This is a genomic window from Paraburkholderia sp. Cpub6 (assembly GCF_014201065.1).
GTDB lineage: Bacteria > Pseudomonadota > Gammaproteobacteria > Burkholderiales > Burkholderiaceae > Paraburkholderia > Paraburkholderia tuberum.
On the sequence record NZ_JACHDM010000034.1, the window covers coordinates 38,747 to 59,617 of the forward strand.

Here is a 20,871-nt window from a genome sequence, read left to right on the forward strand (position 1 = left end):
TTCGCGAGTCCGAGCGCGTGCAGTTCTCGTCGAGACGGACTCTTCCGTCGAAGCTAATGTTGATAACAGCCTCCAAAGGAGTACGACATGATCGGTGTATTCGTTACGTTTCGCTACGGCGACAATTTCGATGAACGAGCCGTGCGGACGATTGCCGAGACCGCACGTGCAAGGTTTGAAGGAATGCCAGGGCTACGTTCAAAGGCTTTCACGCTCAATTCCGCCAAGCGTGAAGCCACGAACTTCTACGTTTGGGAATCAGAGGACGCAGCCAAGGCGTTCTTCACCGATGAGTTGCTCGACCGGGTCACCGGTCTCTACGGGGTACGCCCTGATGTCGAGTTCGTGCAGATTGCCACGTTGGTGGAAAACGTTCGAGCATGACGTCGTCTGGTGTCGTGGGTAGAGAAACGCGAGCTTGTCTACACCATGATGAATCCGTGCCGCATGCCGAGCATCACCGCTTCGGTGCGGTTGGTCGCACCGAGTTTGCCGAAGATTGACGAGAGGTGGAATTTCACCGTGTTGTCCGAGATGTCGAGGTGCCGCGCGATCTCCTTGTTGCCGAGTCCGTCGGCGAGCATCGCCAGCACTTCGATCTCTCGTAACGTCAAGGCTTCGAATGGTTCGCCGGATCCCTTCTGGCGCGACGGTCTTGTTTCGGCCAGTAGCCTTGCGAGGATGTCGGGCGTCAGCACGCAAAGACCTGCGGCGACGGCTTCGATGGACACGACGATTTCAGCTGGCACCGCGTTGCGCGGCAGGATAGCCACCGCATCGGCGGCCAACGCATCGAAGATCCAGTCGCTGTCCGGGTCGTCGCTCAACAGGACGAGCGACGGTGACGCGGGCGAGAGTTCGAGTAGCGTCTTGAGCGCATCGCTCGCCTCCGGCGCGATGTCGGTGACGACCACATCCGGCACCGATCCGGCGAGGCAATCGACGAGCTTTTCGGCGTCGGGCGCGCTACCCAGGAACTCAAGTGCCGGGTTCGCCTCGACAAGCGCTTGCAGGCTTGCGCGCTCTTGCCACGATGCCGCAATCACTACGACCCGTAAAGGCGCCCTCCGTATCGTCTGTCCATCCGACATTTGGTCGCTTCCCGGACGTCACCTGCACGAATTCCGTTGGGGCCGTTCGCCCACCGTTACCGAACACGCGTGGCGTTCGCCGCCTCGGATCAAGGCGATGTGCAACTGCTGCCCAATGCTTGCGGAGCCCAGCGCCGCACTCACGTCACCCATGTCGCGGCAAGGCTTGCCGTCCAGTTCGATCAGTACATCGCCTATCAGCACGCCCGCCTGCTCCGCAGGGCCGCCCGGCGCAAGCGAATTGATCAGCAATCCACTGCTGAACGACAGGTTCATTTTATTGACCCAGGCGTCCAGCAGGCCGACCCGCTGCGTGCCGACACCAAGGTAGCCCCGCGAGACGCGCCCTTTAGCCAACAGTTCATCGGTGACGCGCTCCACGGTCATCCCCGGAATCACGATGCCGGCGCCGCGCATCAGTGCCGAGGTGCAGATGCCGATGACCTGCCCGCGCATGTCCGCGAGGGCCGCCCCGGAGAAACCCGGGCGCAGACCGCCGTCCAGTCGCACGAACGCATCGAGTTGTCCGCCTTTCCATGTGCGCCAGGGACCACCTATGCTGCCGATCACGCCAAAATCAGCGCTGACGCCGGAATCGTCCGCACGTGCGACGGCGAGCGCAAGATGACCCGGCTTCAGTGAGTGGGCGTCGCCAGAACCGATCGGGTCGAGGTCCACGCCGTCCAGTTTCAGCACGCCGACGTCGGACCCCAGATCCAGGCCCGCGAGGACTGCGGCGACCGTACGGCCGTCGGTCAATGTGACTTCGATGCCGTCCTCACGCCTGAGCGTGTGTGCAGCCGTCACGACGACGCCACGTCGCCAGATTACGCCACTAGACGGCATGCGATGTCGGCCGTGTACTGCGACGACACTGCGCCCGACTCGCGCGACGATGTCTGCCAGATTATCCGAGAGATCCATCAAAGGATTTCCGCTCGAGGATGTGGTTTCCATTTCAAGCCCCCTGTCAATTGCGTGCGACCTGCCAGTGCTTCGCGTCGACGTTTGCTCGCCTGTCCAGCTAACGTTATGACGACGGGTTCACAATGACAGAACGACGCGGGGCGCACACCACCCAAATGGGTAGCCGGGTAGATGCAATGCGGACTTCACGATGCAACGAGTCTGGTCTGCGACCAGCACGTCCCTGATCACACTGCGGTTAGCGCCGCCCGCTACGGCCCCATACATAGCGAACCCACCGCTGCCAGCGGCTTTGCGGTGGAGCGGGCGCGTGGCGCGCAGTCTGCGCTTCGCAGTCGCGCTGGACGGACTTCTGCACCTGTTCGTGGATCTGCCTCAAACTCATGCCGCCTGGGCCTTTCAGTTTGTCGGGATCGGTAGCAGGATCGCCATCGGGATCGTCTGTCATGAGAGTCGCCTGTTTGTGATGAGGCGACTTGATCTTGATACAGATGCTCAGTAGCAGCAAGTTGGACACGGATCGCCGACCGGCGCGTAGTCCGACAGTCCTTGCCGGCATGGCGTTCGTGAAGTAGATTTTTCTAATGAGGTTCGAGCCGGGAGGGACGGCCATGGAACTGAGCGTGGAACGGGTCGAGGTTTGGGCAGCTACCATCGACGATAAACCGGGAGGCCTTGCGAAGGTCTTAAGCGTCTTGCGGGATGCTGGTGTCGACTTGCAGTTCGTCGTGGCACGTCGAACGCCAGAGGCAGCGGGTAAGGGAGTAGTGTTTGTCGCTCCGCTAGAGGGAGAAAGTGCGATCCGTGCCGCCACACAGGCGGGGTTCAGCGTCAGCCCGAGCCTTCACTCCGTCCGTGTAATGGGTCTGGACCAGTTGGGCATCATCGCACAATTGACCCAGATGTTGGCGGATGGGGGGATCAACCTTCGCGGCGTCTCGGCCGCTGTACTTGGCACGCAGTTCATTGCGTATCTAGCGGTCGACTCGTTGGACGATGCCGAAAAGGCGATTGACCTTCTACAAAGGGCCTGAAGTACCCGTACCGGACCGCGAACCGGCTTGGCTCTTGCTGACGAGGCAAGGGGGCCGCTCTGTCTGACACGACTGCCGTCGACCATCTCAAATCCGTTGCGACAAAGCCGAGCGGCCATTTGAATGGCGAACGAAGCGCCGGGCATGGCGGCGAATCCCGTTGCCGGTAGGAGGTCGACAGTGATGAAGACACCGACGACCAGACGGCGGGTGCTTTGGGCGCTCTCGCTTTGCATTATCGCGACTTGCATGGCAGTTGGCGGGGCATTGCTGTTCGAGCTGTCGGTGGTCGGCCGTGCAGTGAGCGATTTCCGCCGGGACGCGGCCCTGGCGCAAGCGGACATCGCGCGTGGCGAGCCGGCTACGCCCGACGAGCGCATCAACCCGCCCTATCTGAAGCGATACGGGTTGGACCGTAACCTGTACAAGGACATTCACGGAAACTTTTCGCCAACGGGTGCTGACTGGCGCCAATGGGGGCTGCGAACCAAGGTCGCAGCCACTGTGTTGTGGCTGGGTCACGATCCACCGGGAACGTGGTGGACCTACGTTCAGATCAAGTGCGTTGACCGGTTTCCTCAAGCTCACGCCGACAGCGAGCCGATCGTCGATGTTGCCGACGCTTGCCTCGGCGAGCCGCATTGATCGTCCCGTCGGTCACTTCCGATCATCGGAACGGCCAGCGCCGAGTGCCTCGAGCAACGGCCGGAGGGCATCCAGTTCCGCGCCGAAGCCGCTCCAGTCTCCCGCCTTCAGTCGCTCGATGGCGCGGTCATAGTGGACAAGTGCCTCTCTCGCGCGAGCGTCCACGGTGCCTCGGGCTGGCGATGCCGCTTGTGCGGTCTCACTGAAAAGCGCCGCCAGCGCCTCATCCAGAGTGTTCTCCATCACCACACGGTCCCCATAGGCGGCAATCACCCGCTTCAACTCCGGCAACTGACCGGACGCCGCGCGCAAATAGAGCGGCGAAACGTAGAGGATCGAGTTCTCGATCGGCACGACCACGAGATGACCGCGAATGACGCGTGAGCCCATCTGGTTCCACAACGAGATCTGCTGCGAGATCTCGGTATTCTGCTGAATCCGCGCTTCGATCTGAAACGGCCCATAGATCAGCTTGTCCTTGGGAAAGGTGTACACGACGAGCTTGCCGTACCCGGGTGGATCGCAACGCGCCGCCAGCCAGGCAATCATGTTCTCCCGCTGGCTCGGCACCATCGGCAGCATGAGGATGAACTCGGCGCGTGCGTCGCCGGGGAGTCGCATGATCGTGTAATACGGCGGCATCGTGCTGGCGGTGCTTCCGCCATCCATTCCGACCAGCTCCCGGGGAAACTGCCACAGATCCTCGCGGTTGTAGAAGATCTCCGGCGCAGCCATATGATAGGCGCGGTAGAGCTGCGCCTGGATCAGGAACAGATCTTCGGGATAGCGGATATGCTTTCGCAGCTCCGGTGGCATCGCGTCCAAAGGCTTGAACGAACCCGGGAAGATGCGCTCGTATGTGCGCAGGAGCGGATCGGCGGGATCGCTGACGTAGAAATCGACCGTGCCGTTATATGCATCGACCACGACCTTGACGGCGTTTCGGATGTAATTGGCGCCGTCGCCGAAACCCGGCCGGGAGTAAGGAAACCACTGGCTGACGGTGTAGGCGTCCTGGATCCAGAACAGGCGCCCATTGCTTGCGACGACATAGGGGTCATGATCGAGAGTCAGGAATGGCGCGATCGTACGCACGCGGTCCTGAATGTTGCGATGAAGCAGGATCCGGCTCTTGTCTGTGATATAGCCGCTCAGCAGGATGTTCGGATCGTCGAGCTGCCAGGCGAACAGACTCCGGCGTGCCACACTGCCGATGCTGACGCCATCGCTCCCGCTATATGTCGTGTAGGCATTAGTCGGCCGTTGGGGATAGTCGAACTCAGCTACGTTGCCGTTCACGATGACGTAGTCCTGGCCGCCTTCGCTGAAATAAAGACGTGGTTCGCGAATGGCCGGGCCGCCGTTGGAGACTGGCGGAATATCGTGCAGATAGAAAAACGGTAAGCCTTCGGTGGACTTCTCGGTGACTGGCGACATCACGACGCCGATGCCGTGAGTAAAGATAAGGCGCAGGTTCACCCAGGTTTGGGCGTTGGTCGGAAGCATGGCCGGTTCCAGTTCACGCGCCGACAGCATTACCTGTCTGTATCCGGCGTCAAGCTGATAGCGGTCGATGTCCACCGAAATAAATTTGTAGTAAGTCCTGATCTCCTGCAACTGTGCATAGGTATCCATCAGCGGTTGCACATCCCATAGCCGGATGTTGTCGATGGTCGCCCGATTGGCCTGCAGCGAGTCGAGAGTCAGTCCCTGCTCTGCCTCAAACGGTTTAACCTCGATCTTTGCGAGGCCGTAAGCCTGTCGCGTTAGCGCGATGGTGTGCTCGATATAGGGTGTTTCCAGTTTCAGCTCGCTCGGTTTGACATAGAAGCGCTGAAACAGCGACGGATAGATCACAGCGAATACAAGCGAACTGCCGAATACGAGCAGCGCGAGAACGACGGGTTGCAGATGGCTCCGTCGGCGCATGTTGATCCAAAGGGCAACGGATGAGGCCGCGGCAAGGCCGACAAGCATCCACAGGACCGGCAACTCGACGTGGACATCGGTATAGCTGGCGCCGACCACGACGCCGTTGTCGCCATAGAGCAGCAGAAAGCGGTCGAGCCACCACGACCAGGCCTTCACCGCAAAGAACAAACCGAGCAGTGCCGAACCATGAGTGAGGGGGGCGGCCGAGAGCGTGCGTGGTGGCCGCTCCAGCGCGATGTCACCGCGCAACCCGTAGACAGCACCTGCCACGATCGCGCTCCAGAAGATTAGCTGCAGCAGCCAGTTCTTGAGTGCGACATACGCGGGGAGCGAGAACAGATAAAAGCCGATATCCCTGTCAAAGATCGGATCGCGTTCGCCAACAGGGACCTGATAAATGAAGCGAAGCGCGAGGTCCCAGCTCGAGACTTCGCTAGCGGCAATGACCAACCCCAGGACAACTGCGGCGCAGGCAATACTGGAGCGCCAGGGAACGTGCGGCGCGATCAGTTCAGACAGTTCAACGGCAACTTCCGTCGGACCCGATCGATCAACAGATTGCGCTCGCAAGACATCGACGCGCCTCGCGTAACGATGCGCCAAAATCCCAGACAGCCATATCGCGCACGCCGAAACTGCGAACACCGCGGCAAACAGCAGCGCTCTCGCGGAGAGGATGGTCCAGAAAACGCCACCATAGCCGATCGAAGAGAACCAGAGCCAGTTGACCAGGATGCCGGTGATGCGTCCGACGACAAGCAGGCCAACGATGACGGCCGTCACCGTGATTGCATAACGTCTCAGGCGCACGCCGGACTTCACTTCCGACCGCATGGTCTCTCCTGTGCTGGCCGTCGCCCTGCCCTGCTGCGATTGCGATCCGGGTTCGGATGGCTACATTAATTCAAGCTATCTGAAGCCGCTCCACGAACCATGACGAAAGACCCTTGTGGACGTGGCGCGAGTCAAAACGGACAGTGCCCGGCGCAGCGATGCGGCAATTATGCCAAAGTTCATCCATCGCAATCGACGCTCGACGTCGAACTTTCGTTCCAGGTGTCGACGGCGGCGGCACGCCCTTTGCTGCGTTGAAACGGTTCAGTTCATCTCACGAAAAGGGCCCCCTGTCATGAAGCTCTACTATTCGCCTGGTGCCTGCAGCCTCGCCGACCATATCGCAATGCATGAGGCCGATCTCACTTTCGAAAGGATTCGCGTCGACTTGAAGTCCAAGGAGACCGAGACTGGGGAGCAGTTCAATCGGATCAATCCAAAGAGTTACGTCCCAACCCTCGAAATGGATGATGGTCAACGGCTTACCGAGAATATCGCGATTCTTTCGTGGGTCGCACAGCGCAAGCCTGCCCTTGCGCCGAATAGCGAAACCGGCAGCCTGCGCCTGCTCGAGATGCTCGCGTTCATTTCGACGGAAATCCACAAACAGTTCAGCCGTGTTTTCAAGCCCACTTCGGATGCTGAAGCAACGGCAGCGCGCGAGAAGCTCGGTCAACGCTTCCAGTTGATCGCCACCATGTTCAAGGGCGAATACCTGTTCGGCAGCGAAGCGAGCGTGGCGGACGCCTATCTGTTCACGATGCTGCTCTGGGCCAAAAAGGTAGGCATCGAAGTGCCGGAGAAATTGCGAAACTTTGCCGAACTGATGCGCGCGCGTCCGGCCGTCCAGCTTGCCATGAAGCACGAGGGACTCGACTGATGAAACGCAGATCCTCGCCGCGCGCACCTTTAGCTGGATGATTCGTGTGCGTTCGGGCTCGCTCAATGGAGTGTGGCAAGTGCGGCCCGGATACGCATCCCCTGCTCTTCGGAGACGAGCCGATCGAGCACTTCCGCGAAATGGGGGTGATGCATACCGGAATGGAGGTACTGCCACCGGTAGGCATGATGGAAATTCGCTTCGATCGACATGGCTTCTGCCTCGACGACGGCACGCCCGCAGTTCGCGATGAAATACCGCGAGTCCGCTGTCGCCTGCCCGCGCAAAATGCCATCGATCGCAATCATCAGGTCGATGAACTCGTTGACCGCGTTGTCGCGCGCCGCATCTGTCAGCGTGGCGTCGTGCCGCTTCCATTCCAGCTCATCGAGAATGGCGTGCTGACTTTCTTCCTTCCAGTGGTACAGAAATACATCCTTGAACAGCTCGGATAACTGATCGTCAGGATGAATGCTCTGGCGGTAGTGAATTTGCGAAAAGAGTTCAATATGCAGCGTCATGGCCAGCACCGCCCAGGTGCCCTTGCCGAGGACCACGGCGGCAAGCGCATCGGGATCGACGTCGAAGCGGTAACCCGCGGGCAGCGTTTCGCCGATCATTTTTTCGATGCGGCGAAACAGCGCCTGGTGTTTAAGCTCTTCGTCGCTGAAACGCACGAGCGCTTCGAGCGCCACCTGATCGCCGAGCCAGTAGTCGCGGCTCACTTCCAGCACCTTGGCGTTAATGAAGCGCTCGACGAGCCCGAACACGTTCGCGTATGTACGCCCCTGAATCTGGCTGACGAACCGCTTCTCAGCCTCCGAGAGCATGATGAAATCCGGCACCAGCGACAGCCCGTCCGGCAAATACTTCTGGGACATGTCGAAGGTACGGCCTCCAATCACGTCACGGTCGATGTCCCAACTGACCATCTTCGAAGCGCGAATGCATCGGGCGTAGCGATCGCGATCGGACAGCCGCAATATTGCGTTCATGGAAGTTCTCCCAATATGGACCGCCACGCGGTCTAGCGTTGAGTGTCGATTCACCGGGCAGAGCCAGTCGGATGATCTGGCTTTCCGGCACGCTCAATTTACGATTGGGAGTCTTGAAGTTCTATGATCGAGTCGCCGGACGATATGACTGAAACGCCGTTTCGTCACGTTGGTCGCACAGGTCGACAATTGAGTGGGTAGAGACAGCGCGGCGCGTCACGGCAGGCATCACTGATCCCGCAGTGCGGCAACGCCATGCGTAGGTTGCGCGTGCTGCGCTGATGTGGCCACGCCGTTCGACTTTCCTTTGCTCTTGCGCCAGCCGGCCGGCGGCATGCCGAACTCGCGTCTGAACGCGCGACTGAATGCGGCTTCCGACTCATAGCCAATCTGTTCCGCAACGGCGTTGAGCGGCTTGCTACCGATCAGAAGTTCGTGCGCCGCAATCTGCATGCGCCATCTCGCGAGGTATTGCATGGGCGGCTGTCCCAGAAGATCGGTAAAGCGTTGCGCCAACGCGGAACGCGACAGGCCCACTTTGCGCGCAAGTTCCTCGACGGTCCACGCATGCGCCGCCTGCGCATGAAGCAGCGAGAGCGCGCGTCCAACGTAGCGGTCACGCACGCCGGCGAGCCACCCGGTCTGGTTATCAGGTAGCGCTTCAATACAGCTACGGATTGCTTCGACAAACAGCAGTTCCGATAGTCTGGCAAGCACAATCGTGCCGCCCGCGCGTGAGTCGGCCGCTTCCGCGGCAGCAAGTTTGAGAGACGACTCGAGCCATGCCGCACGCGGATCCTGGCGCATGTCGATCTTGAACAGTCGCGGCAGTGATGAGAGCAGCGGATTGCTCAAAGTATCGTCGCAGGCCAGAAAGCCGCACACGATGCGTGTCACAGCGCCCCCGCCGCCATAGGACAGCGTCATCACTTCACCGGGTACTGTCGCCATCTGCCCGGCCAGTAGCGAGTCCGACGGCACAGGGGAGATATCGATCGCGCTGCCGATGATGTGCGTTTCACCCTGAGGCACCACGATCAGTTCGCCGGCATGGACGTGAATGGCCGAACCGGGATCGTCGGCCAGCTTCGCCCAGCAACTCCCCTCTATGATCAGATGATAAGAAACGACGCGCTCGGAAGGCGGCAAGTAAGCGCCGCAGAGCGATGCATCGGTGCGACCGATCAGACACCACGGCGCGGTGAGTGTCCCGTTCAGAAACACGGCGCCGCTCAGACGAACAGCGCGCAGAACATCAGAGACTGCATCCATGGATAGCTCGCGTGAAATGCGATTTCCCGGGCGAGAAACCTGGCCGCCGTTCATTCTTCAGGATGGCCAAGGGCTCCATGTTATACCCGCAACCTCACTTGACGACAATTCCCTTACTGACGTTTTTCGCGAGGCTTATGAAACGCTTTGCGGGTCCGTTGAAGACTCGCGCCTGGCAAAAAAGCGCACCACGGAACGTGCGCTTCGCCAGGATGACAGGACGATCTTTGTGGACGCCCGCACTACGCACGCGATGCATCGGCAAGAAGTGGACGATCGGACAAGAAAGATCGACGCACGGGCAGGACGGCAATGGCTTGCCGCGGGCAGAGTTCATGACAGGAAGGAACATCACGGATCGGCGTCATCCGTACTTCGCCAACAAGCCTTCCTCGGACTCTGGAAGCCTGGCGCGTCACCCAACTTGCACGAATCGGTTCAAGCACAGCAACTGACCGCTTCGCGCAAACACAGTAGCGTGAGACACCGATGAAACGCCTGATAAGCCGTGCGATGTACCACCCGATCATTGCGCTATCCGTTTTCTATTTGACCGAAGTTATGCATCACGTCGATTACAGCATCGCTGGTGCGTTGCTGGTTCTGGCCGCGAAAACTATCTCGCGGGTTTCAAGTCTGTTCGACAAGGGATAGAACTGCGATGCGAAGCGTTCGTCGATGAACTTCCGAGCGCGGCGCTGCAATTCAGCTTTGGCATAAGAGACACTGGCCGCGATCGGCAAATTGACGAACAGAGGCCATAAAAAAGGCCTGTTCGTGATGCAGATGCACGAACATGATCGATAGAATTTCCTCCGGCACGTTACACACGGTCCCGCGTCCGATATCTGTCGGACCGCTTTCTCACATCGGATCTCCGGTTAATTCAGCATGGCACGGCTTGCACGGCACTACGTCCCGTGCACTATGCGGCATAAAAACAGTACTAGTTAACGCGTGAGTGAGCGCCGACAGTCACTTGCGCCGCTTTTGTGTTTAGTAAGAATGCTAATTGCCGCGCAGCCACGAAATACCCGAGTCGGCGGCCTCTGCTTGGGGGGCGGTGGTCGCTAGCTAGAGTCGTAGCTGGATGCTAAAAGCAAAATATGGCCGCAGCGGTATCCGTCGGACCAGCAAGACACCCATCTTGATCGGTGACCGTGAGGGCTGGTTGTGCCGAACGTACGGCAAAAAAACGAGGGGCAGGAGGCGCCCCGCCGAACGGTCCTCACGTCGACCACCTGTTCGATGGCGGGTGGATTACTTTCGACGAAACAGGAAAGCTGATTACCTCGCCCTTTCTGCCCGAGGAAGCGCTGCGACTCTGCAACCTGCCTGAAAACGTTGAGACGGGGCCGTTCAACGAAGCGCAGATCGAATATTTGCGTTACCACCACGTCCATGTCTTCAAGCGACCGGTCACGGAGTGACCCGGGACACTCGGGGGGAATGGTCAGCACTAGGGCGGCGGACATAGGTGCCCTCGGGTGACCGTCGGACCACTGGTCGATGTCTTCTTGACCAGGACCGGTTTGCTAACTGCACGCGCCCGACATCCGTCAAAGACATACGCCGTCTCCACAGCTCCCGGTCGCGCGACCGACCATCCAACGAGAGTGAACAGAGTGGTCCAATCATCTGGCCGCTGCCGCCTCCGGGACGTAGTTTGGCCATTGCCGACGGTCAGCTATTGGCTGTGGTCAGTGGGCTTCACGACACTCTCCGGCCGCTCACACCCTCAGCGGTCGTGAGCGACGCGTCTCGCCATCCCCAACGCGTACTTACGACTCTTTGCCGACGTTCACCGCCGCTTAAGTCGAACGACCGGTTCCCGAGGTGGAGCAGCCAACGGGCTCCTCGACGCCGCGATGGCGAATGGCGAATGGCGGGAAGCAGTCAAAACGTCCCTCGGACCTATCCCGGTCTGGAACGAGCCATATTCCTTTCCGCCAGTTCCCGCGCTGGTTGCGAATGGATACATTGCACAGCAACGATCTCGATCGCCGCGAGGCGGTCCATGCGATTCTCCCTCACTCAGTTGGCGGCAATCAGTTCATCCGCTCTCGACAGAAACATCTTAAGCACAGGCGATGCATTCGAACGACTGTAGCCGATCGCGAGATCGACGGTCGGCGCTTCGCCTTCCAGCGGCCGGCTCACCACCGACCACGGCAACAGGTTAATCGCATACTCGGGCATCAGCGACAGCCCGCGCGTCGAAGCGACGAGCGACATGGCCATCGCCAGGTTGTCGACGCCGTGCTCCGGCTTGGGGTCGAGCCCGTTCTCGTGCAGATAGCCCGCGACCACATCGTGCAGCACGCGCGCCTTGTTCGACGCCATCACAAACGTCTCGCCTTGCAGGTCCGACGGATGAATGGCTTGCTTCGCCGTCAGCCGATGATCGCTCGGCATCAGCACGACAAGTTTCTCGCGATAGACAACGCGATAGTCGAGATCCAGCCCCGGCTCCATGCGCACGAATGCAAGATCGAGCTTGCCGCGCGCCACGGCGTCGGCGAGATCGGGCGAATAGCCGCTCGACACCGTCACGTCGATGTTCGGCAACTCGTCGCGCAGCACCTGCATCGCGCGCGGCAGCCAGGTCATTTCCTGGCCTGTCAGAAAGCCGAGTGCGAAAACCTGCTTCGCGGGACGCGCCGCACGGCGCGCCGCTTCGATCGCGGCGTCGACCTGCGCTAGCGCAAGCCGTGCATGGTCGAGAAAAGCCTTGCCGGACGCGGTCAACTCGACGCCGCGCGCGCTGCGGCTGAACAGTTCCGCACGAACTTCGTCCTCGAGATCGCGGATCTGTCGGCTCAGCGAAGGCTGCGACGTGTACAACCGCTGTTCTGCGGCGACGGTGAGGCTGCCCGTTTCCGCAACGGCAACGAAATAGCGCAGATGACGTAGCTCCATGCGTTCTCCTGTTTTGCTCCGTTCTATCGCCCCACTTCGGGCCATGCCTCCGGGCCATGCTTCCAAGGCATGCCGGCAAGCCTACAAAGTCTTTTTCCGTTACGCAAGCAATGGCTAGATTATCTGCCAGCAGTCGCATCGAGCAGCGCGGAAGCCGGCGGCCCAGTTTCGCAGCCATACCTGCCTGTTATCGCTGACGGCCCGCCGATCAACCAGACGGAGCTTCGCCATGAATGACCTCGCAGGAAAAACCGCGCTTGTCACGGGCGCATCGCGCGGCATCGGCCGCGCCATCGCACTCTCACTCGGCCGCGCCGGCGCGCAGGTGCTCGTGCACTACAGCAGCAACGAAGCGGCGGCCGATTCGGCCGTCGCCGACATCGTCGCAAGCGGCGGCCACGCGCAGAAAATCGCCGCCGATCTGCGCACCGCCGACGGCCCGCATACGCTTGCCCGACGCGTGCGCGCCGTCGTCGGCGGACGGCTGGACGTGCTCGTCGCCAACGCGGGCATCGCCAGCGCCGCGAGCATCGAAAACACGACGGTCGAAAGCTTCGACGACCTCTTCGCCGTCAACGTGCGCGCGCCCTATTTCCTCGTCCAGCAGCTTCTGCCGATGTTGTGCAAAGGCAGCAGCGTCGTGCTGCTTTCGTCGCTGGCATCGCGTGCATCGGTTGGCGAACTGGCTGCGTACGCCGCAACCAAAGGCGCAGTCGATACGCTCGTGCGCCACTTCGCTTCCGCGCTCGGCGAGCGCGGCGTGCGCGTTAACGCCGTCGCGCCCGGCGTCGTCGCGACCGACATGTCCAGCTTCGTGACAACCGACCAAGGCCGCGATTATGCGCTGAGCCTGCAGGCCTTGAAGCGCGTCGCGCAGCCTGACGACATCGCCGGCGCGGTGAGCTTTCTTGCGTCAGACAGGGCGAACTGGATCACGGGCGACGCCCTGCGCGTCGACGGCGGATCGAAGCTCTGAGCCATCACGGTGGAACCGCAATGGACCCGATCCATTTCAATCGATAAGGCGTCCAGAATGACTGATACAAACTTAAAACTGTTCTCGTCCACCACAGTAGGACGACTGCAACTGCCACATCGCGTCGCACACGCACCGATGACGCGGCTACGTTCCGACTCCGACGACAGCCCGAGCGCGATGATGGTCGAGTACCACCGGCAGCGTCGCAAGGCGGTCTGCTGATTACCGAGAGCGCGCATCCTTCATACGACAGCCGTGGCTATGTCGGCGCGCCGGGCATTTACATGGACCAGCACGTCGAAGCGTGGAAAAACATCACCGACGCCGTTCACGCGAAAGGCGCGCATATCTTCATGCAGATCGCACACGACGGCCGTCAGTCGCACGTCGATCTGAGCCGGGGCAATGCGCCCGTTGCGCCCTCTGTCGTCCCGTACGAAACCACCGTGTTCACGCGAAACGGCTGGGTGCCAAACTCGCCGCACCGTGCGCTGGAGATCGACGAAATTCGGGCCATCGTCGAGTCGTTTCGTCGCGCGGCGGAACGCGCGAAAGCCGCAGGTTTCGACGGCGTCGAGTTGCACAACGCGAACGGCTATCTCGCCGACACGTTCCTGCAGGACGGCACGAACAAACGCACCGACGCCTATGGCGGCACGATCGAAAAGCGCGCGCGTTTTTCGCTGGAACTGGTGGACGCGTTCGCATCCGTGTGGGGCGCGGATCGCGTGGGTGTGCGTGTCTCGCCGAGCGGCCGCTGGTTCTCGTCGAACCCTGATTTGCCCGAGCGCCTGCGCCGCAATTTGCCGCTCACGCCGTATCAGCGCGACGCGTTCTGGGCCGGCGACGAACGCGCCTACACCGACTTTTCCGCGTACGACGCAGCCCGCAGCGACGCTGCCGCCGAAGCGTCGACAGACGAAACCACCTGATTCAAGGAGTCACAGCATGTCGACCAGTAACACCTCCAACACAGCAAAAACCGTCAAGATTCCCGGCCCCGATCATCCGCTCACGATCGAGCGCAATCCTTCGCGCGTCGTGGTCAAGGTCGCCGGCCACACGGTCGCCGACACGCGCGACGCGCTGACGCTGCGTGAAGCGCACTATCCGCGCGTGCTCTATATCCCGAGAAAAGATGTCGACATGACGCTGCTCGAACGTAGCGGCCATTCGACGTACTGCCCGTACAAGGGCGATGCCGCGTACTTCTCGATCCCGTCGGGCGGCGAGCGCGCCGTCAATGCGATCTGGAGTTACGAGTCGCCCTATCCCGCCGTCGAGCCGATCCGTGATCGCCTCGCGTTCTACACCGACCGTGTCGATTCGATCGAAGAACACGCATAAGGAACCGACATGAACGAACAGACAGTGGTGCTCGTCACGGGCGCATTGAGCGGCATTGGCCGCGCGACCGCTCTCGCCTTCGCGCGCTCGAAAGCACGCGTCGTGATCTCAGGCCGGCGAGCAGACGAAGGTCAAGCGCTCGCCGATACGCTCCGCTCGCTCGGTGCTCAGGCGGAGTTCATTGAAGCCGACGTGCGCGTCGAAGACGACGTGCAGGCGCTCGTCGAGCGCACGGTCGCGCGCTTCGGCAGGCTCGATATCGCGGTGAACGCGGCCGGCACGGAAGGCGAATCCGCGCCCGTCGTCGAACAGACGACCGCGCGCTATGCAGCCGTGTTCGACGCGAACGTGCTCGGCACCTTGCTCGCGATGAAGCACGAACTGCGCGCGATGTCGGCGCAGCGCGGCGGCAGCATCGTCAACGTGTCCTCGACGATGGGCGCGCGCGGCGCGGCGGGCGCGTCGCTGTATGTCGCGAGCAAGCACGCCGTCGAAGGGCTGACGAAGTCGACCGCGCTCGAAGCCGCTGCATCCGGCGTGCGCGTCAACGCGGTCGCGCCGGGGCCCGTGCAAACGCCGATGCTCGACAGGCTCACGCAGACGTCCGAGCGCAAGGCAGCGTTTCTCGACACCGTGCCGCGCAAACGCGCCGGCACGCCTGACGAAATCGCGGAAGCAATCGTGTACGTGGCGTCGGCCGGCTTCATGACGGGCGAAGTGCTGCGCGTGAACGGCGGCCGCACGGCGTCGTGAGCCAGCCCCCGTGGCATGCCTTTCAGGCATGCCACACAGCTTATAAAGTCTTTTTCTTCGTGGTTCGACGCGCCTACATTACCTGTCAGTACGGCGCGATAAGAAGCGCAGACGGGCCAGCCCCCCGCAACAAGCCCGACGCACCCATACGTTTCAGCTATACCGCGCCGCATCGACTTCAACCGGTTCTGTAAGGACAACTGCCATGACCCGCCATACTCACCAGACCGCGCCGACCCAGTTCGTCGAGGCCAACGGCATCCGTTTCGCGTATCGCCGCTTCGGCAATCCCGGTGCCGTGCCGCTCGTGATGAACATCCACTTCACAGGCACGATGGATCATTGGGATCCCGCCGTCACCGACGGTCTCGCGCAAAACCGCGAAGTGATCCTGTTCAACAACGCCGGCATTTCGAGCAGCTCGGGCACGGTGCCGGAGTCGATCGAAGAGATGGCCGCCAATGCCGGCGCGTTCATCGAAGCGCTCGGACTGAAGCAGGTCGACGTGCTCGGCTTTTCGATGGGCGGACTGATCGCGCAGGAACTCGCGATCGCGAAGCCTCTGCTCGTGCGCCGCGTCATTCTCGTCGGCACGGGCCCACGCAGCGGCGAAGGCATGGCGACGCTCACACCGGAAGCACAGGAGATATTCGGCGCCTCGTATGCGAATCCCGACGACCTGTGGCTGCGCGCGCACTTTTCGCCTTCGGAAGCGAGTCAGGCGGCAGGCCGTGGCTTTGTCGGACGGTTCCGTCTGCGCGCCGACAACCGCGATCCCGAAGCCAGCGACAAGGTCGCGCCCGCGCAACTCGCCGCGCTCGCGAAGTGGGGCGCGCCGCGCGAGAACCCGTACGACTATCTGAACGCGCTGAAGCAGCCGACGCTCGTCGTCAACGGCGACAACGACGTGATCATCTACTCGATCAACTCGTGGCACTTGCAGCAGCACATCCCCAACGCGCAGCTGATCCTCTATCCGGACGCCAATCACGGCTCGCTGTACCAGTACCCGGAGCGCTTCGCCGCGCACGTCGATCAGTTCCTCTCGGAAGTGGACGCGCCGCAGGCGTAACGCCCTCTCACACGACATCGAACGGAATTTCATCATGACCAACCTGACAGGCAAGACCGCCCTCGTGACGGGCGCATCCCGCGGCATCGGCCGCGCCACGGCGATCGCGCTCGCCAAAGCAGGCGCGCGCGTGCTGGTCCACTACAGCAGCGGCGAGCAGGCCGCCGACTCGGTCGTCGCGGCGATTCGCGCGGCAGGCGGACAGGCCGACAAGGTCGCCGCCGATCTGCGCGACGCGCACGGGCCACATGAACTCGCGAAGCGCGTGCGGTCGCTGACGGGCGAACGGCTCGACATTCTCGTCGCGAACGCGGGCATCTCGAAGGCCGCGCCGATCGAAGAAACGACCGTCGAGGATTTCGACAACCTGTTCGCCGTCAACGTGCGCGCGCCGTTCTTCCTCCTGCAGCAGTTGCTGCCCGTGCTGGGCGACGGCAGCAGCGTCGTGTTGCTGTCGTCGCTCGCGGCGCGCGCCTCCGTGAACAATCTGTCGGCATATGCAGCGACCAAAGGCGCTGTCGACACGCTCGTGCGCCACTTTGCGTCCGCACTCGGCGAACGTGGCATTCGTGTCAACGCGATCGCGCCGGGCGTCGTCGAAACAGACATGTCGAACTTCGCGAAAACGGACGCGGGCCGCGATTTCACGCTGGGCATGCAGGCGCTCAAACGCGTCGCGCAGCCTGACGATATCGCGGGCGCCGCCGTGTTCCTCGCCTCCGACGACGCGCGCTGGGTAACGGGCGACACCTTGCGCGTCGACGGCGGATCGAAGCTCTGAGACGTTCGCAGCCGCGCGCCGCATTCTGGATCGCGGCGCGTGCGATCGTTCAGACGTTGTGGACGAGCGCCGCGCCCGCGGTGAGCGACGCCTGGCGTGCGCGCCTGGCACGCGAGCAACACGACGATCTCCGCGATTGTCTGGGGCATGACCAACCTTCTTTTCAAACGCCTGTGTTACGGAGCAATTCGTGCAGGCGATTGCGCGGCAGCCGTATCGATACTGTTGCTCGCACTCGCCGCGCGCATTCATTCGCTGCCGCTGCTGATCATCTCCGTCCTCGTGGCTGGCATCGGGTACGCGCTTCTCTTCATGGGCGGCCTCGCGTTCGCGATTACGGCGTCCCACGCAGGCCTGCGCGATGCCGTCACGTATTGCGCATCGCGATAGCTGTAGCGTGCGTGCTGACGGCAGCAAGCTCGGGAAGGTTCGGGACCTCTTGTAGCAATTCGTGATGGGCAAGCTGTCTGAGCGAACGGTTGCCCGCTTCGAAAGTACGCACGAGTGCGTGCGCAACAGGTGTTCCCTGCAATATGCCCGAGGTGCTGAAAGACGTGCGGCGCCCTCATCCGTACGACATGCCTCCTAGGCATGCGCTCCAGCCTGGAAAGTCTTTTTCACAGCCGCAAGAGACGCCTAAAGTTAGCTCAGTCATGCTCACCGAGCAGCGCGACACGACCGACGTGTCGTGAAACCCGACAGGAGCCTCAAATGAACCAACCCGTCGTTCTCATCACTGGCGCCCTTACGGGCATCGGCCGCGCAACCGCTTTTGCGTTCGCCCGTTCAGGCGCGCGGCTCGTCGTATCCGGTCGACGCGCTGCGGAAGGCGCAGCGCTTGAAGCAGAGCTTCGCGTAGCTGGCGCCGAAGCACACTTCGTACAGGCTGACGTGCGCCGCGACGACGAAGTCCGCAACCTCGTGGATCAAACCGTCGCCCGCTACGGCCGGCTGGACGTGGCCGTCAACAACGCCGGCACCGAAGGTCGGCCTGGGCCCGTCGTCGAGCAGACCGCCGACAGTTATGCCGACACGTTCGACACCAACGTCCTCGGAACGCTGCTGAGTCTCAAGCACGAACTGCGCGTGATGACCGCGCAAAAGGCCGGCAGCATCGTCAACATCTCGTCGACTTACGGTCACGAAGGCGCTGCGTTTGCATCGGTCTATGCAGGCAGCAAGCACGCCGTCGAAGGCATCACGAAATCGGCCGCGCTTGAAGTTGCATCGACGGGTGTTCGCGTCAACGCAGTCGCGCCGGGGCCGACCGACACGGGAATGCTGGACCGCTTCACCAGCACCGCCGAAAACAAGGCAGCGCTCGCCGCCACGGTGCCGCTCGCGCGCATCGGCAAGCCCGACGACATCGCCGCAGCGGTGCTCTATCTCGCTGCCGACGGCGCCGCGTTCGTCACCGGTCAGATCCTGACGGTCGACGGCGGCAAGACGGCAGGCTAAAGCGACCTGACATGCTCGCCTGCGTAGCGACTGCTTTGCGGGCGAGTCAACTCTTCTCATCGAACTGGACCAGTACATGAATACCGATCTCACGCTTTACGAATCCAAGGCTTCTCCCAACGCTCGTCGAGTCCGCATTTTTCTTGCCGAGAAAGGCATTGAGATTTCGACGAAAGCTGTGGACCTTGGTGCGAAAGAGCAATTCTCCGATGCGTACGTCGCAATCAATCCTCGCCGACAGGTTCCGACGCTTGTACTCGAAGACGGCACGGCGATTGGCGAAGTTCCTGCAATCTGGCGCTACATCGAGGACGCGTATCCCGCGAAGGCCGCATTGCTAGGCACGACGCCGCAAGAGAAGGCGCTGATCGCGATGTGGGAACGGCGCGCCGAACTCGACGGATTTGCGGCCGTGATGGAAGGCGTGCGAAACGCGGTCGCCGGATTGAAGGGGCGTGCATTGTCGGGCCCGCATGCTTATGAACAGATTCCTGAGATCGTCGAGCGCAGCAAGCTGCGCGTAGCCAACTTCTTCGCCGACTTCAACGAGCGTCTGAAGACGGTTCCTTTCGTGGCAGGCGACGAGTTTTCCGCCGCTGACATCACAACGCTGGTTACCGTCGATTTTGCGGCGGGCGGCATGAAGATGAGCATTCCCGCCGAATTCGATGCCCTGCAGACCTGGTACGACAAGATGTCGGACCGCCCTTCTGCGCAGGCATAAAGGACCGGACACGGAAGGCGATGCCCGATGTTTGGGCATCGCTACGTTGGCTAAAGAGTTCGTTTCAATCCTGGAAGGTGAAAGTCGCGCTATCGCGGTTGGAAACACCGTGACTGGTGGGGATCCGATGTTCGTCGTGCCCCGTCGCCATCCCGGAGGCCCGGCTTCCGAAGTGAAACAGCCGATCGAGTGTCCTGGCGGTGCCCGGTGAACGGCCGAAAGTGGCCGACTGCCGCCTGCTGGCGTTCAAGGCTGGATTGCGTCGCCACCGAGGATCTGCATCAGGGTCTTCGCGTTGCGCTGCCCCTGGTCTTCCCAATTGTTGTTCTCTATACCGACAACCGTTACCCGCGACAGCGAGGGACCGCGAGCGACCCGATCCGGCCGTTGGATCCCGCACTAGCTTAACGGCAGATTTCGAGGGTTGAACCGCCATTCCTGCCGCCGCGGCGACCGACACACCTCCCCGCTTGAAGAGGTCCCAGCAAGCACCGGGTGCATGCGCAAATACCGGTTCGTCTTTCGAAACGCGCTGCTACCATTAGGCTGTGTTGTGCGGTATGGCGGCTTTCGCGCCTTGCCTGGTCGCAACAATCTGCGTTCCGCGACGACGACTTTCCACGAACCACGTTTCGGGAGGGATCATGTCGCGTCATTCATCCAGACTGGCGATCCAGTCGCCCCCAACCCCGCGCAATGGGCTGTCCTTTACGCTGGCGTATGCTGGCGCGGCACTCATCGCGCCTTGGTCGCGGCCTTCCGCGTGGAACCGTGTTCTGCGCCCGCTGCCGCTTGCACTATGGGTGCCGCTCGCGCTCGCCGCGTGGTGCGTGCCGATGGCCCACGCGGCCGGGCCGCTGCCGCAGGGCGGCGCCTTCGTCCGGGGCCAGGGCGCGATGACGAGCGGCACCGCTTCGCTGACTATCGACCAGTCCTCGTCCCGCGGCGTGATCGACTGGCACAGCTTCTCGATCGGCAACGGCAACACCGTCGCCTTCAACAACGGGTCGGGCGCGACGCTGAACCGTGTAACGGGCGGCGATCCGTCATCGATTCTCGGCAAGCTCACCGCCACCGGCAGCCTCTACCTGATCAATCCGCAAGGCATCGTCGTGGGGCCCTCGGGCGTTGTTAGCACGGGCGGACGTTTCGTCGCGTCCACCCTGGATATCTGCAACGACGCCTTCATCAACGGCGGTGATGCACTGACGCTGTCGGGCAAGTCGGA

The 20,871-nt window shown here is 61.7% G+C and carries 22 protein-coding genes and 1 pseudogene; 16 read left to right on the top strand and 7 right to left on the bottom strand.

The window, feature by feature from the left end:
* Positions 1-87: 87 nt before the first annotated feature.
* Positions 88-384 carry a YdhR family protein gene (locus tag HDG33_RS33020; protein WP_018422424.1) on the top strand — a complete coding sequence of 99 codons (297 nt, stop codon included), beginning with the start codon at positions 88-90 and terminating at the stop codon, positions 382-384.
* 38 nt (positions 385-422) lie between these two features.
* Here the strand turns inward: HDG33_RS33020 and HDG33_RS33025 are convergent, their stop codons facing one another.
* The 3 genes from HDG33_RS33025 to HDG33_RS33035 form a co-directional block, all read right to left on the bottom strand.
* Positions 423-1,091, bottom strand: coding sequence for a response regulator transcription factor (locus HDG33_RS33025; protein ID WP_184039460.1), 669 nt, complete (start codon positions 1,089-1,091; stop codon positions 423-425).
* An 18-nt stretch (positions 1,092-1,109) separates the two neighbouring features.
* Positions 1,110-2,015: a S1C family serine protease gene (locus HDG33_RS33030; RefSeq protein WP_184039521.1), complete on the bottom strand. Its 906-nt coding sequence runs from the start codon at positions 2,013-2,015 to the stop codon at positions 1,110-1,112.
* Between the two features lie 241 nt (positions 2,016-2,256).
* On the bottom strand, positions 2,257-2,466 hold the full coding sequence (locus tag HDG33_RS33035) for a hypothetical protein (RefSeq protein ID WP_084754273.1): 210 nt from the start codon (positions 2,464-2,466) through the stop codon (positions 2,257-2,259).
* Between the two features lie 163 nt (positions 2,467-2,629).
* Between HDG33_RS33035 and HDG33_RS33040 the strand changes: the two genes are divergently transcribed.
* Positions 2,630-3,052: an ACT domain-containing protein gene (locus HDG33_RS33040; RefSeq protein WP_184039462.1), complete on the top strand. Its 423-nt coding sequence runs from the start codon at positions 2,630-2,632 to the stop codon at positions 3,050-3,052.
* A gap of 183 nt (positions 3,053-3,235) precedes the next feature.
* Positions 3,236-3,697 (top strand): hypothetical protein, encoded by a 462-nt coding sequence (locus HDG33_RS33045; RefSeq protein WP_184039464.1) that lies wholly within the window; start codon positions 3,236-3,238, stop codon positions 3,695-3,697.
* Between the two features lie 12 nt (positions 3,698-3,709).
* Here HDG33_RS33045 and HDG33_RS33050 read toward each other — a convergent pair whose 3' ends face one another.
* Entirely contained in the window at positions 3,710-6,463 is a 2,754-nt protein-coding gene (locus HDG33_RS33050) for a UPF0182 family protein (RefSeq protein ID WP_184039466.1), read from the bottom strand.
* Positions 6,464-6,758: 295 nt separating this feature from the next.
* Here HDG33_RS33050 and HDG33_RS33055 point away from each other — a divergent pair, with 295 nt between their 5' ends.
* Positions 6,759-7,343 carry a glutathione binding-like protein gene (locus HDG33_RS33055; protein WP_184039470.1) on the top strand — a complete coding sequence of 195 codons (585 nt, stop codon included), beginning with the start codon at positions 6,759-6,761 and terminating at the stop codon, positions 7,341-7,343.
* A gap of 62 nt (positions 7,344-7,405) precedes the next feature.
* Here the strand turns inward: HDG33_RS33055 and HDG33_RS33060 are convergent, their stop codons facing one another.
* Positions 7,406-8,338, bottom strand: coding sequence for a hypothetical protein (locus HDG33_RS33060; RefSeq protein WP_184039524.1), 933 nt, complete (start codon positions 8,336-8,338; stop codon positions 7,406-7,408).
* A gap of 228 nt (positions 8,339-8,566) precedes the next feature.
* Positions 8,567-9,610: an AraC family transcriptional regulator gene (locus HDG33_RS33065; RefSeq protein ID WP_184039526.1), complete on the bottom strand. Its 1,044-nt coding sequence runs from the start codon at positions 9,608-9,610 to the stop codon at positions 8,567-8,569.
* Between the two features lie 489 nt (positions 9,611-10,099).
* Here HDG33_RS33065 and HDG33_RS33070 point away from each other — a divergent pair, with 489 nt between their 5' ends.
* On the top strand, positions 10,100-10,264 hold the full coding sequence (locus tag HDG33_RS33070; RefSeq protein WP_184039473.1) for a hypothetical protein: 165 nt from the start codon (positions 10,100-10,102) through the stop codon (positions 10,262-10,264).
* A 500-nt stretch (positions 10,265-10,764) separates the two neighbouring features.
* A complete protein-coding gene (locus HDG33_RS33075) occupies positions 10,765-11,040 on the top strand; it encodes a hypothetical protein (RefSeq protein WP_184039476.1) in 276 nt (91 codons plus the stop codon).
* 604 nt (positions 11,041-11,644) lie between these two features.
* Here the strand turns inward: HDG33_RS33075 and HDG33_RS33080 are convergent.
* Entirely contained in the window at positions 11,645-12,529 is an 885-nt protein-coding gene (locus HDG33_RS33080) for a LysR family transcriptional regulator (protein WP_184039479.1), read from the bottom strand.
* A 229-nt stretch (positions 12,530-12,758) separates the two neighbouring features.
* Here HDG33_RS33080 and HDG33_RS33085 point away from each other — a divergent pair, with 229 nt between their 5' ends.
* The 10 genes and pseudogenes from HDG33_RS33085 to HDG33_RS33130 all read left to right on the top strand — a co-directional run.
* A complete protein-coding gene (locus HDG33_RS33085) occupies positions 12,759-13,505 on the top strand; it encodes an SDR family NAD(P)-dependent oxidoreductase (protein ID WP_184039482.1) in 747 nt (248 codons plus the stop codon).
* Between the two features lie 57 nt (positions 13,506-13,562).
* Positions 13,563-14,440, top strand: a pseudogene (locus tag HDG33_RS33090) (hypothetical protein).
* Positions 14,441-14,456: 16 nt separating this feature from the next.
* Entirely contained in the window at positions 14,457-14,855 is a 399-nt protein-coding gene (locus tag HDG33_RS33095) for a DUF427 domain-containing protein (RefSeq protein ID WP_184039485.1), read from the top strand.
* A gap of 9 nt (positions 14,856-14,864) precedes the next feature.
* A complete protein-coding gene (locus HDG33_RS33100) occupies positions 14,865-15,608 on the top strand; it encodes an SDR family NAD(P)-dependent oxidoreductase (RefSeq protein WP_184039488.1) in 744 nt (247 codons plus the stop codon).
* Positions 15,609-15,813: 205 nt separating this feature from the next.
* On the top strand, positions 15,814-16,680 hold the full coding sequence (locus tag HDG33_RS33105; protein ID WP_184039491.1) for an alpha/beta fold hydrolase: 867 nt from the start codon (positions 15,814-15,816) through the stop codon (positions 16,678-16,680).
* Between the two features lie 34 nt (positions 16,681-16,714).
* Positions 16,715-17,461 (top strand): SDR family NAD(P)-dependent oxidoreductase, encoded by a 747-nt coding sequence (locus HDG33_RS33110; protein WP_184039494.1) that lies wholly within the window; start codon positions 16,715-16,717, stop codon positions 17,459-17,461.
* 147 nt (positions 17,462-17,608) lie between these two features.
* Complete coding sequence (locus HDG33_RS33115; RefSeq protein ID WP_184039497.1) at positions 17,609-17,851, top strand: hypothetical protein; 243 nt, start codon at positions 17,609-17,611, stop codon at positions 17,849-17,851.
* Between the two features lie 321 nt (positions 17,852-18,172).
* Complete coding sequence (locus tag HDG33_RS33120; RefSeq protein WP_184039500.1) at positions 18,173-18,919, top strand: SDR family NAD(P)-dependent oxidoreductase; 747 nt, start codon at positions 18,173-18,175, stop codon at positions 18,917-18,919.
* A gap of 76 nt (positions 18,920-18,995) precedes the next feature.
* Entirely contained in the window at positions 18,996-19,643 is a 648-nt protein-coding gene (locus tag HDG33_RS33125; RefSeq protein ID WP_184039503.1) for a glutathione S-transferase family protein, read from the top strand.
* A gap of 836 nt (positions 19,644-20,479) precedes the next feature.
* Positions 20,480-20,871 (top strand): filamentous hemagglutinin N-terminal domain-containing protein (locus HDG33_RS33130; RefSeq protein ID WP_221311614.1); only part of this gene is annotated, 392 nt, incomplete at its 3' end.